Annotated in this window: 9 protein-coding genes; 7 read left to right on the top strand and 2 right to left on the bottom strand. The window is 45.7% G+C overall.

All coding sequences use genetic code 11. The features are described from left to right. Nucleotides 1-135: 135 nt before the first annotated feature. The 7 genes from hisC to IE165_RS03925 all read left to right on the top strand — a co-directional run bounded on the left by hisC (nucleotide 136) and on the right by IE165_RS03925 (nucleotide 6,366). On the top strand, nucleotides 136-1,203 hold the full coding sequence (gene hisC, locus IE165_RS03955) for a histidinol-phosphate transaminase (protein WP_189625299.1): 1,068 nt from the start codon (nucleotides 136-138) through the stop codon (nucleotides 1,201-1,203). Between the two features lie 74 nt (nucleotides 1,204-1,277). Further along, nucleotides 1,278-2,417 (top strand): bifunctional histidinol-phosphatase/imidazoleglycerol-phosphate dehydratase HisB, encoded by a 1,140-nt coding sequence (hisB, locus tag IE165_RS03950; protein ID WP_189625298.1) that lies wholly within the window; start codon nucleotides 1,278-1,280, stop codon nucleotides 2,415-2,417. A 131-nt stretch (nucleotides 2,418-2,548) separates the two neighbouring features. After that, nucleotides 2,549-3,139 (top strand): imidazole glycerol phosphate synthase subunit HisH, encoded by a 591-nt coding sequence (gene hisH / locus IE165_RS03945; protein WP_189625297.1) that lies wholly within the window; start codon nucleotides 2,549-2,551, stop codon nucleotides 3,137-3,139. A gap of 100 nt (nucleotides 3,140-3,239) precedes the next feature. After that, nucleotides 3,240-3,992, top strand: a complete 753-nt coding sequence (locus tag IE165_RS03940) for a 1-(5-phosphoribosyl)-5-[(5-phosphoribosylamino)methylideneamino]imidazole-4-carboxamide isomerase (RefSeq protein ID WP_189625296.1) — start codon at nucleotides 3,240-3,242, stop codon at nucleotides 3,990-3,992. A 1-nt stretch (nucleotide 3,993) separates the two neighbouring features. Next, entirely contained in the window at nucleotides 3,994-4,746 is a 753-nt protein-coding gene (hisF, locus tag IE165_RS03935; protein ID WP_189625295.1) for an imidazole glycerol phosphate synthase subunit HisF, read from the top strand. Between the two features lie 56 nt (nucleotides 4,747-4,802). After that, nucleotides 4,803-5,387, top strand: a complete 585-nt coding sequence (hisIE, locus tag IE165_RS03930; protein WP_189625294.1) for a bifunctional phosphoribosyl-AMP cyclohydrolase/phosphoribosyl-ATP diphosphatase HisIE — start codon at nucleotides 4,803-4,805, stop codon at nucleotides 5,385-5,387. Nucleotides 5,388-5,451: 64 nt separating this feature from the next. Next, on the top strand, nucleotides 5,452-6,366 hold the full coding sequence (locus tag IE165_RS03925; protein WP_189625293.1) for a WD40 repeat domain-containing protein: 915 nt from the start codon (nucleotides 5,452-5,454) through the stop codon (nucleotides 6,364-6,366). 26 nt (nucleotides 6,367-6,392) lie between these two features. Here IE165_RS03925 and msrC read toward each other — a convergent pair whose 3' ends face one another. Next, complete coding sequence (gene msrC / locus IE165_RS03920) at nucleotides 6,393-6,863, bottom strand: free L-methionine (R)-S-oxide reductase MsrC (RefSeq protein ID WP_189625292.1); 471 nt, start codon at nucleotides 6,861-6,863, stop codon at nucleotides 6,393-6,395. Nucleotides 6,864-6,942: 79 nt separating this feature from the next. Further along, nucleotides 6,943-13,974 carry a T9SS outer membrane translocon Sov/SprA gene (gene sov, locus IE165_RS03915; RefSeq protein WP_189625291.1) on the bottom strand — a complete coding sequence of 2,344 codons (7,032 nt, stop codon included), beginning with the start codon at nucleotides 13,972-13,974 and terminating at the stop codon, nucleotides 6,943-6,945. Nucleotides 13,975-14,120 lie beyond the last annotated feature (146 nt).

The raw sequence follows: 14,120 nt of genomic DNA, 5'->3' as shown, positions 1-14,120 counted from the left end.
AAATGATGCGTGTTTAATCCAAGTTCGTTAATGCAGCATAGTTATCAGGTAGTTTGGGATTTCAAGGTTTCTGCTGCACAATTATTTTGTAGACAAAAACAAATTCTCTAAGTTTACACGCTCAACAAAAAAATTATGAAAGAGTCTTTCAGCCTGGACGCTCTATTGAGGGATAATATCAAAAAATTAGTACCTTATTCATCGGCAAGAGATGAGTTTAAGGGCGAAGCATCGGTGTTGTTGGATGCCAACGAAAACGCTTTTGGCTCGCCTTATTCGAAGAACTACAACCGGTACCCTGATCCGCTACAGCATCTGCTGAAAGAAAAGCTATACGAAATAAAAGGTGTTCCCCCAGAGCAGACATTCTTAGGAAACGGAAGTGATGAAGCTATTGATATTTTGTTCCGGGCATTCTGTGAGCCCATGCGAGACAACGTGATCTTGGTGCCGCCAACCTATGGAATGTATGAAGTATCGGCCAATATCAATAACGTGGCCTATAGAAAAGTTAATTTAACCACCGATTACCAGTTGGATCTGGATGGTATCGCAGCTGCTATCGACGGCCGAACCAAGCTTATTTTTATTTGCTCGCCAAACAACCCTACAGGGAATAGCATACGAAGACAGGATATTGAAACGATTTTGGTGAATTTTGACGGTATCGTTGTGCTGGATGAAGCTTACATCAATTTTTCAAAGCAAGCTTCTTTCACGAAAGATCTGCAGGAATTTCCGAATCTTGTGGTCTTGCAGACGCTTTCAAAAGCTTGGGGATTGGCAGCGCTACGCCTAGGGATGGCCTTTGCGAGCGCCGATATTATCAGCGTCTTTAACAAGATCAAACCGCCCTATAATATCAACCAAGCAACGCAGGAAATTGTACTAGAAGCGTTAAGAGACGTCGAACAGATTAATACCTGGATTAGAAGTACCGTTGCCGAACGCGCGGTGCTTACGGAAGCGCTTGCCGGCATACCGCAGGTACAGCATATCACACCGTCCGATGCCAACTTTATTTTGGTGAAATTGGAGCAACCAAGGGAACTCTATACACATTTGGTAGAAAAAGGCATCATTGTACGCGACCGTTCGAAGGTGGAACTATGTGAAGGGTGCTTGCGCTTCACGATTGGGACGCCTGAAGAGAATGCGATGGTATTAGCCGCTGTAGAAGCTTTTTACCAAACCGGACAATAAATAATAAGATAAGACACCTATCGGCCACTGATCGCTAAAAGACAGTGGTTCTTTAATATACTGGAACATACAATATGCCTGAAATAATAAAAAGAGTGTTGTTTATCGATCGAGATGGCACCCTGATTTTAGAACCCGAAGACGAGCAGATCGATTCCTTTGAAAAGTTGAAATTCTATCCAGGAGTTTTGCAATATCTTCCAAGAATAGCCAAGGAGCTGGATTTCGAGTTGATCATGGTTTCTAACCAGGATGGTCTTGGAACAGCATCCCATCCGGAAGAAAATTTTTGGCCGGTACATGAATTTATTTTAAAAACGTTCGCGGGCGAGGGGGTATGTTTTGCCAATCAGCATATAGATCGCACTTTTCCGCATGAAAATGCGGCAACACGCAAGCCTGGTGTGGGCATGTTGGGAGCGTACTTCGATGATCAGCGGTACAATCTTACGGAATCCTTTGTGATTGGTGATCGACTGAACGACGTAAAGCTTGCTGAAAACCTCGGCGCCAAGGCAATATGGTTGCGTAACAACGATAAACTGGGGCATGCCGAGAAATTGGTTTACCAAGCGGATGTCGTTGCCTTGGAGAGCGGCGATTGGAAATCGATCTATGAATTCTTAAAATTGGGCACACGTCGTGGCCAACACCACCGGAAGACTAATGAAACGGATATCTATATCGAACTGAACTTAGATGGTTCCGGAAAAGGGGATATCGACACAGGTTTACCTTTTTTCGACCATATGTTGGACCAAATTGCGCGGCATGGAGCAATCGATTTAACGGTCAAAGCGAAAGGCGATCTCCATATAGACGAACATCATACAATTGAAGATACCGGAATAGCTTTAGGAGAAATATTCCTGCGGGTGCTGGGCGATAAGCGTGGTATTGAGCGTTATGCGTTTACATTACCGATGGATGATTGTTTAGCGCAGGTGGCTCTTGATTTTGGTGGACGCAACTGGATCGTATGGGATGCTGTGTTCCAACGGGAAAAAATTGGAGATATGCCGACGGAAATGTTTTTCCATTTTTTTAAGTCGTTTTCGGACGCGTCGAAGTCTAATTTGAATATCAAGGCCGAAGGGGATAACGAGCATCACAAAATCGAGGCGATTTTCAAAGCTTTCGCAAAAGCTATAAAAAAAGCCGTGCGACGGGATGCGGACAACATGCAGCTGCCCAGTACGAAAGGTGTTTTGTAAAATCCGATAGACGCCGTGAACTTATGAGGGGTTAAAGCGATTAAGAAGAAACAGGCTTCAAAAGCAGTATGATTTGTGAAGCCTCTTGCACGGCAGAAAAATCGGCTTATGTAATATCCAATGCAAACAACATGATAGGAATAGTAAATTACGGTGCAGGGAATATATTTTCGCTAACGGCGGCGCTGGATCGAATCGGGGTAGCCTATGGCATGGTTGACGAAGAGCGTGATTTTGCTCACTTCGATCGGATTATCATTCCCGGTGTGGGGCATGCCGGTACGGCGATGCGAAAGTTAACCGAGTCGGGCTTGGTGGAGCAGATTAGCAAGCTAGAGAAACCGGTACTCGGAATATGTGTAGGCATGCAATTGCTAAGTGCTTTTTCGGAGGAAGGCGATGCCGATATGTTAGGCATTATGCCGTTGCGAACGTTACATTTTGACGGACGTATCAGCGAGAAGGTTCCACATATGGGCTGGAATAGCATTTTTTCGACGGGTACAAACACCCTCTTTCAAGATGTGCCTGATGGCAGTTATTTTTATTTTGTGCATTCCTATTTTTTGGAGGTAGATGTAAACTGCTCGGCCGCACTTTGCCATTACGGATTGGATTTTTCTGCGGCAGTACAAAAGGATAATTTTTTCGGTGTACAATTTCATCCCGAGAAATCTGGGAAGGCAGGCGAGCAAGTTCTGCTAAATTTCGCCAAACTATAGGTATATGGTTTGTTTTTAATATCTTTAACGGCTGTATGCTAATTGGTTGGCTACAGATAGTTGTGTTTAATTTTTTTGAATTTTAACTTATTATTTAAGTATGTATATCATTCCTGCAATCGATGTTTTGGACAAAAAGGTTGTCCGTTTAAGAGAAGGTAATTATGACGATGTCACCACCTATGAAATTTCGTTGGAAGAACAGATCGAGAAATACCACGCAAACGGTACCGAGATTGTCCACATCATCGACCTGAACGGCGCAAAGGGCGATTTCAGTAATCAGGAGTATTTGTTTGATATTATCCGAAAAACGGATATGAAAGTCCAGTATGGCGGCGGCGTTCGTAGCATCGAAAAGGTAAAGGAACTTGTTGATGCAGGCATTTTTCGCGTCATTGTCGGCACGCAGGCAATCACCAATCCGACCTTTTTGGAGGAGCTTAGTAAGTTGAATGAAGGGCGGGTTAAATATGCGGATCATATTGTTATTGCGATAGATGTCTTGGATGAAGTGATCAAGTATTCGGGCTGGCTGGAAAGTTCGCCAATAAAGCTGATCGCCTACATAGACAAATGTTTGGCACTTGGTTTCTTTCGCTTTTTGTGTACCGATATCAGCAAAGACGGAAAGTTGGGCGGCGCAGGTGTCGAGCTATACCAAAAATTATTGGATCATTCACCGATCATTAAGTTGATCGGTTCTGGAGGGATCAGTTCCATGGATGATATCCAAGCACTGAGCTCGCTGGGACGTATGGAATCTTGTGTAGTGGGCAAGGCTATATACGAAAAAAAGATCACGATTGAAGAGATCAAGGATTGGAATCTAAAATCGCTCATTAACTTTTAATATGTTAGCCAAACGTATCATTCCCTGTTTGGATGTGAAAGACGGAAGGACCGTGAAAGGGGTGAATTTTGTAGACCTGCGTGACGCAGGTGATCCGGTGGAGTTGGCTTGGCAATATTCGGAACAGGGAGCCGACGAGTTGGTTTTTCTAGATATTACGGCGACGCATGAAAAGCGTAAAACGACGCTGGATTTGGTCAAGGCGGTAGCGCGGCAGGTAAATATTCCCTTTACGATTGGCGGGGGGATCAACGAGTTGCGCGATGCTGAATTGCTGTTGAATGCTGGGGCTGACAAAATCTCGATCAATTCGGCGGCGGTTAGGAACCCACAGTTGATCAACGATTTGGCGAAATCTTTCGGACGACAATTCGTTGTCGTAGCTGTGGACACCCGTTTCACGGATGAGCGTAATTTTGTGTACCTGCGGGGTGGACGCGATAAAACGGAGCTCGAAACGGATCAATGGATCTTGGAGGCCGCAGATCGCGGAGCCGGAGAAATCCTGCTGACCTCGATGGACCATGATGGTACGAAGAACGGTTTTGACAATGTGTTTTTGAAACAGATCAATGACCGCATTCATATACCGCTTATCGCATCTGGCGGCGCAGGAACACAGCAACATTTTGTAGAAACGTTTAAACAGGCAAACGTGGACGCGGCTTTGGCCGCGTCAGTATTCCATTACGGCGAAATCCTGATTCCGGATTTGAAGCGCACCTTGCGCGAAGAGGGGGTGGTCGTTAGATAGGGCTTTGGTAAAGTAAAGATGGCTTTACTTTTATCGTTAATTTTTTAGATTTCAATATGCTAGATTTTGCAAAAGGGGACGGTTTGATTCCCGTCGTTATACAGGATGACCAAACACTTGAGGTGTTGATGCTCGGCTATATGAACGAAGAAGCGTGGGAGAAAACCCAACGGGAAAGACGTGTCACATTCTATTCGCGCAGTAAAAATCGCTTGTGGACAAAGGGAGAGGAAAGCGGTCATGTTTTGCAGGTGGTGTCTCACCATGTGGATTGCGATCAAGACACTTTGCTGATAAAAGTGATACCGGCAGGGCCCACTTGCCACACGGGCGCGCGCAGCTGTTTCCAGACAGATTATAATCAAAACTTTCTATTGGCTCTCGAACGCATCGTGCAACATCGATATGCTTATCCAAGCGAAGAATCGTACGTGAACAGGCTACGTGAAAAGGGGATCAATAAGATCGCGCAGAAGGTAGGGGAAGAAGCCGTAGAAACGGTCATTGCGGCGTTGGCGGAAACGGAGCACGACTTTATCAATGAGTCGTCAGATTTGCTCTTTCATCTCCTTGTTTTGGTGCGAGAGAAGGGCCTTGATTTAAAAACCCTGGCTAAAAATCTGGAAAGCAGACATCAATAGACTTAGCTTTTTAATGACATAAAAACTAGTGAAGTGCTGTATATTTGTGCAGCACTTTTTTACTATGACTACAATCGATATCTCCTTATCCGCCACGTTAACAGGGCATCAAAACCCCATTTTTGCGATGGCAAGTGACCCAACGGTAGACAGTCTATTTACGGCTGGAAACGATAAGGGCATTGTTGAATGGGATTTAAAAAATGGGGCTTTTAAACGTATTTTAACAGCTGTGCCGTCTTCTGTTTACTCCTTGCAGCTCATTCCCGATACCTCCCTGTTGCTTGCTGGCCTTCGGAATGGTGAGGTTTGGTGTATTGATGTGCAGCAGCAACGGTTGGTGAAAAAGATGCGCGTGGAGCGGGGAGCCATTTTTGCAGTATGTAGTTTATCGACCAAGGGGGAAATCATTGCAATTGGAGAAGAAGGTGTTGCCTACGTTTGGTCGTTGGATAGTTTTGATTTGCTTTACCGTTTCCGGGTGTCATCGACCACGGTGCGCGCGATACAGCCATACCGCGTGGGCAATCAGTTGGTTTTCGGTGACAAAGATGGTTTCCTTTATTTATATGATCTAATTGATTTTAAGCAGCTCGAAAAACGTAAAGTGCACCGTATGCCGGTCACTGCATTGGCGGTCGATGACCTCTACCTCTATTCGGGCGGACGCGACGCGCAGCTCTATCAGCTCCATCAAAAGGACTTGACATTGGTTAACGATTTGACCCCTCATATGTTTACGGTGTATGGCATATTGCCGCATCCTGTGTACCCTGTTTTTGCAACCATAAGTCGGGACAAGTCCATCAAAATTTGGGATCGGTCGACGCGCGCTTTGCTAAAGCATGTCAGCTTAGATCGGGGCTACGATGGACACCGCTTATCAATCAATAGCGCTACATGGTGTGGTAACAGGCTTATTACGGCTGGAGACGACAAGCTGGTGAAAGTATGGGACGTAAAAATGGGGACCCCTTAGCGCATCGCCAGCAAGTCTAGATTGGGTCAAGCCAAAAGCTTAGCGATTTCTTCTAAATACCGTTGGTCGATTGTGTCAAAATGCGCCAGAAGTTCGCTATCTATGTCTAGCACAGCGATACAAGTTCCTTCCGCAAATACCGGGACGACGATCTCGGATTTTGACAGAGAACTACATGCAATATGACCCGGGTAGCTGTCTACATCTGGGACGATCAGCGTCTCAGCTTTTTGCCAAGCAGCGCCGCAAACGCCCTTTCCGTAGGCAATGCGCGTGCAGGCCACAGGCCCTTGGAATGGCCCCAAGACCAGTTGGTCGTCCTTAACCAGATAAAACCCTACCCACCAAAAGTGAAATTGCTCCTTTAGAGCCGCGGCAACATTCGCCATATTGGCAATGAGATCCTGTTCGCCCAGCAGCAAAGCCGCAATTTGTTTGGTCAATAATTGATATTGCTGTTCTTTTGTTCCGGTTGCAATTGTTAAATCCTCTGCCATATGTTGTCGTTCGAGCAACAAAGATAATGTACTTTAAATAAATCTACGTCATGCAGAGGTTAACATATAGGGCACGTCGTTACTGGAAAAAAATACGAAAATTGACGCCAAAGTTGGTATAGGATGTCGCGAAATTTTGGGAGGTGTATGGCCTGACAACGTTGGAATTATAAAAAAGCTGAATATTGTATTGCTGATTGATAACGCAGTCCAATGTGGGATTCAGGCTAATACTTTTATTTCCGGCAGATATTTCTGCGTCCTGTATATCCGATCGGTAAACGATTGTCTTTCGATCATTTAGTGCAACGTCCAGTTTGAAGTTAATATCGCTGCTCCATTTTTTATCACGAAGCAGGCCAAAAGGAAGTTGTACCCCGATCTTTCTGTACCCCACGCCCAACACGAACGAATTTTCTATTAACATGGACATCTGTCCGTTGGTGACCGAGAAGTTCAAGTTCTTTACACGTCTCCATTCGGAGGTTCCAGCGAGGTTGTTGGCAAAGCGGAGGTCGACACCAATGAGCGGGATGAACTGGTCGAGGATAGACACTTGTTCATACTGAAATTCAGGCAGAAAATTGTTGTTTGCATCCCGTTCAAAGGGCATCCCGTCACTTTCTTTATAGCGTAAGACAGCGTTGTAGCCACTAATTGAATAGAGCGAACTGTAAGCATGGGTGAGCGCAATAGAGGTGAAGACGTCGGTAAGTCCCAACAGGTTTGCCAGTTGGGTGTAAGCTACGCGCCAATTGGGTAGAGGCATGCTAGGTTTTTTATTCAGGGCGCTGCTGTTGACATCATGCCCCAAGTAGGTCGTTAAAAATGCGTTCACAACCACATCTTGTTGTGCCTTGCCGTAGCCATCGGCAAACATTTCGTCATCCACGTGATCCACGGAGTTTGGGTTTCCGGCGGCTAGTCTCTCCGAAATAGTTACCCGATTTTCTTCAAAACGCTGAAATAGCTCCCTATGGTTACGGAATGCCGACCGAATAGCAATCTGGGTGATGCTGTAATTTCCTGTCCGATAAGGCGTGACGCTTTCCAACAGTCCGTCGCTGGTGAACTGGGTCGCAGCGGTATAGTTGTAATTATCAATTTTATTGAAAATAAGATCTACCCGCAAGCCTCTGAAGGGCTCTAGGTTCGTCACGAGCGAGAGATTCTCCGCATATGTTTTGGCGTACATACGGGTTTGCAGCGAGTCTTTTGATATCCATCCGTTGGCAAGTGCGCGATCAAGTATATTGGATTGACTGCCTAGAATAAAGTTCCATCCCGGCGCATTACGATCAAAATCATAGCCCAGCATGTTCGTTTGGGGTAGATATCCGGGAAGGAACTGCCCTTCATTTTTTGTGTATGCGCCATTGATGGTCCGTAATGCGGATAACAGCTGGGCAAGGATCGCTTTTGGCCCGTGAGCATCTCGGCGGGTGTTGTCCCGAAAAAAGCTGAATTTATTGTACAGGCTACCGAAGTTCAGGTTGGGGTTAATCTGGATGGTTCGGTTGTTCTGCACACTATTGCCTATACTGATTGCGTCATTTTGTATGGCTAGAAGTGGTTCGCTTTGCCAGTTGAATTGCGTTCCATAACGCGTAATGACATTCACCCATTCCAAATACGGGATTTTGTGGATCGGCAGGGTGTACGTCAGGTTCATCATGTGGTTGTAATCGGTGGTTCGGCCCATTTTCCAAAAGTTTCGCCACATGGTATCCTGCTTGATACCATCGATCCGGCCGGCAGGTTCGTCAATGATACTGTAGTTCGTAGCGTTGAAATCCAGCCGTAACGACTTTGTTAAATCCCAACTGATCCCATAAATACGATTCATGTTGAAGTTTTTGTTATAATAGGTGGGCAAGACATTGTCCGATGTGTTGTCACGCATCGTATTTTCATTGTAAATACGGTTCACATCTAATCGGAAATTAATTAAAGTAGGTAGAAGGTTAAAGTTAAGATCCCGTATGAACGCGAGATTTTTAGATTTGATTACTTTTTTTAGCGGTTCATGGAATTTTAGGTCTGGATTACTGAACTGATAGTCCAAGGCAGCTCTGTAGGTACGTTGGGTCGACATCGCGATATTATAATCGTAATGTTGATAGGAGGTGTAGGCATAGGACGCGCTGATATTTTCGATATCCCATAGCCGCAGGGGCCGTGTATTATCAGTGCGTAGTTTCCGCACGTTCATAAAGCTGAATGCTTTTCTCGTTGTAAGATCGCGTACCAGGCGCAAGAGGGAATCTCTGCGATTGACGGATAGCGCTCCTAGAGCCGTATTGAGTTTGATGTCGGGATTATAAGGGTCGTATTCCGGGGTAGCGATCTGTCGGGAGTAATTGAAGTAAAAGGGGATGGTAATGCCATGTCGGGGGTGGAAAAATCGGCCCAACTCTGCGTTGGTGGTAATGTCCATGAAGAGGTCGTCCGTCCTTTTTCGTTGATTCATGGCCTGCGAGATGGCACCAAATCCGATGGTACTTTTTGTTCCGGTAATCGCTATGCTCGCAAAATCCGCGAGTTTGATGTCCATACGTGCTGTCGCGGCCCATCCACCACGGTCGTCAAAATCTGTCAGTCGAAGCTCGTTAAACCAAAACTCGCCGCTCAAATCGCGGCCATCATCCAGGTCTGTTGCTGTTGCCGAGCCTTGCAAAGGATTTTTGATCCCCAGCATGTAGTACCTGACTTTGCCGATGTCGGGGGTACCGACAACTGTGATCTTGACCTCGCCGTCTATATATTCAAAAGGTACGTCCAAGGGCCATGGAGCGCCGTTGCGCATCGCCGCATCCCGTGCTATTTTGGCCTGTGTTAATTGATCGATCTTAATCAGCATCCGATTTGCCTGCGGCCAGATCAAATCCACAGATGTTGTGCCATAGGGGGTGATCTGCAACGGCATGTCGTATTCGTAAAAGTTAAATCGGTCGTCTGTTCCGACACGTACGAAGGCACGGAAGTCACCGTTTCGCAGGTTTTCGCCTTCTGCGTGCACAAACATCTCAAGGTTGCCGTATGGCCTGAAATCGTGGCTGGCCGTACGGTATGCACCTCGTCCGTAGCCATCGCGCAGGTTCTGTACATCGATGCTTAAGGCTTGTTCATTCAGCTGTACGTTGTAGTTGTTGTTGCCCCAATCCACTTGTCTGTTGATGCCGGGCGGAACGACATAAGGAATAGGGCTCCTTGTTCCGTTCTCCTCGATGTTCACATTGGCCACATTGAACGTCGAATTGTCCGAAGGTACAAGGCCCATGCTGGGGTCGCTGATCACTTTGTTTGCAGCATTTTCATTGTTGTAGCGTCGCCACTCTCCTCGAATGAACTGCAATCTTCCGAAGCGCATGATCGCCGTGTCGGCATAGTTGGTCATAAACATACGTACGTAGCGGATGGTTTTGAAATCGTTCACATCTCCCTGCTTGCTTTCATAGGCCGTGATCGGGATACGAATTTTATACCATTTCACGCTTTCCGTATTGCCATTTGCAAGTTTGACATCTGATATGACCTCATCTACGATGAAATTTCGTCCGACGGCCATATCTTCCGGTCTCGTCGAAAGACGATATTGGTAATATTCGTCGATCTCATTCATCGTATTGTCTCTGTTGAGGTCTTCACCATCGGGCAACAGGGTATTTGCAGAAGTTTCTACACCAAAGTCAAGTTGCGACTGTTCATTGGTGCGCGAGTTGCCTTCCAAACCATTGTAGTACTGATAGCGCTCTAAGATGCCTACAGCCTGCTGATCGAACATGTTTGACCTAAAATAGCGGTAATCGTCGGATGAAGGGTCATTGGCCAACCTGTTGTAGGCTTCTGCTGAAAGAACGCCTTGCAGCTGCGACAAAAATTGTCCAAAGAACGTACTTTCTTCGGCATTGCTTAAACCGTCTAATCCTACATCTTGTTTTAACCTATTGCTGTTGTTGTTGTCAAAGGCCTGTATCACCGGTTGGTTTTTGACGACATATCCCCAGTTTGTTTGGTCGATTTGGGAAAGATCTGCCGTAAGCGGGATGGCATTTTCCAACGACTTTCGGCCATCCTTCAGTACATCTTCCGAGATGTTTCCGAGATTGAAAAAGATATCCCCCCCAGCTTTTCCGGGATTGGTAAGCGTTGGATCCATCATCCACATTTCCAAAAACTCAATATTCTCCGCTTCAAAGTCCGTTTGGTCAAGGCTACGAAATATACCGCCCCATTTAGTTTGAGGTTCGGTAAACCGCCCCTCGCTGTTAAGCCCTGCCGTAGCGTAGTTGTAGGGCCCGCGAATCATCGGGTAGAACGCCATATTCAGTGTGTTGATAAAGATTGCGCCGCCCGTCCTACTTTCTTTAAATGGGAAGATCTCGCGCTCGAGTACTTCGCGTACGCGATGATCCGAGCGCATGGCGTTGCTTATATTGGCGGGGGTAAGTGCACTGTTGTTGTAGAATACCGGGTCGATATTGTAAAACGCCAGTAGTGCACGGTTGAATCCGTATTGCAGCTCATTTACTAGGTTGGATTCGGAAAACATCCGCGGCGTGCCCGCTATCTGCCAAGCATTTCGGCCGAGAATATCAATATAGGAAACGCTGTTCTCAAAGTCATCGATATAGGTTGTTCCTGTTCGGCCATTGGCGGTGTTTAACCCACGGGGATGGCCCGGGATAAGTTGTGCAAACTCCCCATAAAAGGAAACTTGGGATTCTTCTCTCGTACTTAGAAAAGGAAGTTTATCAACCATACGTGTCAACCATCTCGACGAGCTGTTGTAGCTGATATCGGCACCGACCATCGTGTTGGACATCGGTTCCTGCCCGATGTTCACTTTCTCTGTGAGCGGCTTTTCGGTTAGGTTCATTATGGTGGCACCGAGGTGTAGCTTTTCATTCAGCCTGTAGTCAAAACGTCCGCCCATCAAGGTTTTTTGTTGCAGCCCAAACATGGCGTCATCCTCCATGCTCACCGTGATTGGCGTGCCGCCCATGACCATGGCCTCATTTAGAATACGCAAGGTGCCCAGCTCGTAGTTGATGTAGAAATCCTGTCCTTCCTCTAGGCGCATGCCACCCGCCATCACACGCACCGATCCGGGTCGTATATTGAATCCTTCCAGTTGGAACTCCGTTCCGGAAGTGGAACTGTAGCGGCCACGAAGGATATACCTGTTCTTGTTCGGGAATTTCTGCTGTGCATCTACTTTCGTTAAGCGGTACAGTTCGGGATAGGTATATTTTTCCGATAACGTTTCTTCTCCTGCAGCAAACTGGCGCGCGAGGTCGACACCGAAGGGTTCAACAAGCGGAAAAATTAGCTTCCCGCGTTTGGCATCAATGGTAATGCCTTCCATATAGTCGAAAAGACCGTCTGGATTGGCTGCCTGAGCTTGATCCAAGCGATCCAAACCCGTAATTTGTAACCATGTTTTGCCTTGTGTCCGTATACCTTCAAACATAGAAGGGCGGTCCGTGCCGGTTTCATCTTCTTTTCGGTATATCTGCAAGTAGAAGTTGTTGTTGGAAATATTATACGAATTAAGGGAATAGATATTTTTCATCATCAAATTCCACGTGGGCAAGTTCGTCTTCAACGTGGATGCTTTCAGAAGTTTCGTATACAACATAGTGGGGTTGGATGGCGTAACGGGAATATCCGTGCTGAATTCACCCACTTGATACTCGACACCGTTCAAAAGGTAGCGGTAGGCCACGGCAAGTACCTGATCTTGGTTTAGCGGATAAAGTAAGGATATATATCCCAGTTTGCCGTTCAGAAAATAGTCCTTTCCTTCAATCAATTTGCGCGCATAGGTTAGTTTTTCGTAGTTGTCGGTTCCGCCCGTTGGGGCAAAAAAGCTCTGTACAAAAGTGCCGCTTGATTGTCTTCCGTTTTCGCCCAACAGACGAAGCAGGTCGTTGGATACCTGAGCGCTGTTTTGTCCGGGAAGCCCCGTTGATGGATTGCGTACATTGCCACGCGTGATACTGCTGTTATAGGGCGTGTATTCACCTAAGTCCAATAATGCGAGTACATCGCGAGCCTCTTCGTAGCTATTGGATCGGTTGTTTACCCAAACTTCGATTTGCGTAATGTTAATATTTGTGGTAATAATGGGCGCTAGCGAAAGGGCCTGGTTGTAGTTGTCGCGAAAGTACTGGCTTAAGAAATAATGTTGATTGGCTTCGTAATCGTCAAGATTTAGTTCGATATTGCTGTCGCGGGATCCATTGCTTATGGTGAATTCCTTTTGTCTTGATCGCTGCTGCGAAACCACTCCGGTAAAGAAAAGTTTTCCAAACTGCAATTGTGCCTTAACGCCAAATAAAGATTCCGACCCTTGGATAAGACTGCTATTTAAGGCCATATTGACATTGCCCACTTCCAGCCGACGAAGGATGGCATCGTCTTCGGCAACATAGTCTAAACGGATCTGATTTTCAAAATCAAATTGTGCCCGCGAATTGAAATTCGCATTAACCTTCACGCGTTCTCCTATCTTGCCATTTAAGTTTAAATTGATGTTTTGGTCGAAGTCAAATCCCCACTGTTTGCGTTGTATTTCGTTAAACATCGGGTTTTCATTGGTGTTTCGTTGTCCCCGAAAAATGATTTCCGCACTCCCCCGGGGTGTGATCTCAATGGTATTCCCGCCGAATATTCTTTGAAAGGTCGGACTGCTGACTTCCAAAATAGGAATCAATCTTCGCTTACGCTCTTCCATCAACGATTTTTCAGCAAGTTCTTCCCAATAATTTTTTTGCAGGCGATTAAATTCGAACTTTTTATACTCATCTAACGATAAGTGCATGGAAGGTCTATACAGTTTGTTGCCAAGCCTCTCCTTTATGATGTATGCTTTGCTTGTAGGGTCGTACTCGATTTCTCGCTGGATGTTTGTGGGATAGCCTAGATCAATAGGGTCGTAAGTTTTACGGAGTTTTAAGAATGGGTGATCCTTGAACCGATAAGGGATTGTTAGGCTATCAGCATTTTTTCCATATGCCGGTGTTACCTGTTGTGCCTGTACGGCATAACAAATACAAAAGATACAGCCTAGCAGGCATAGCAATGCCAAATGAATCGGTTTCTTCAACAAGTAACAGCAAATAAGTTAAATAATCAGTGATTAGGTTTTCATAAGCAGTTAATCAATGATTAGGTACAAATATCTACCAATTTTCGTTAAAAACCAATTGTTTTAATTTTTTTTAATAGTTAATATGTTAAAATTTATAGAAT

Source organism: Sphingobacterium griseoflavum, from assembly GCF_014653155.1.
In the GTDB taxonomy this organism is placed as follows: domain Bacteria; phylum Bacteroidota; class Bacteroidia; order Sphingobacteriales; family Sphingobacteriaceae; genus Sphingobacterium; species Sphingobacterium griseoflavum.
Note: the sequence above shows the minus strand (reverse complement) of the source record. Positions and strands in the feature narration are given on the sequence as shown.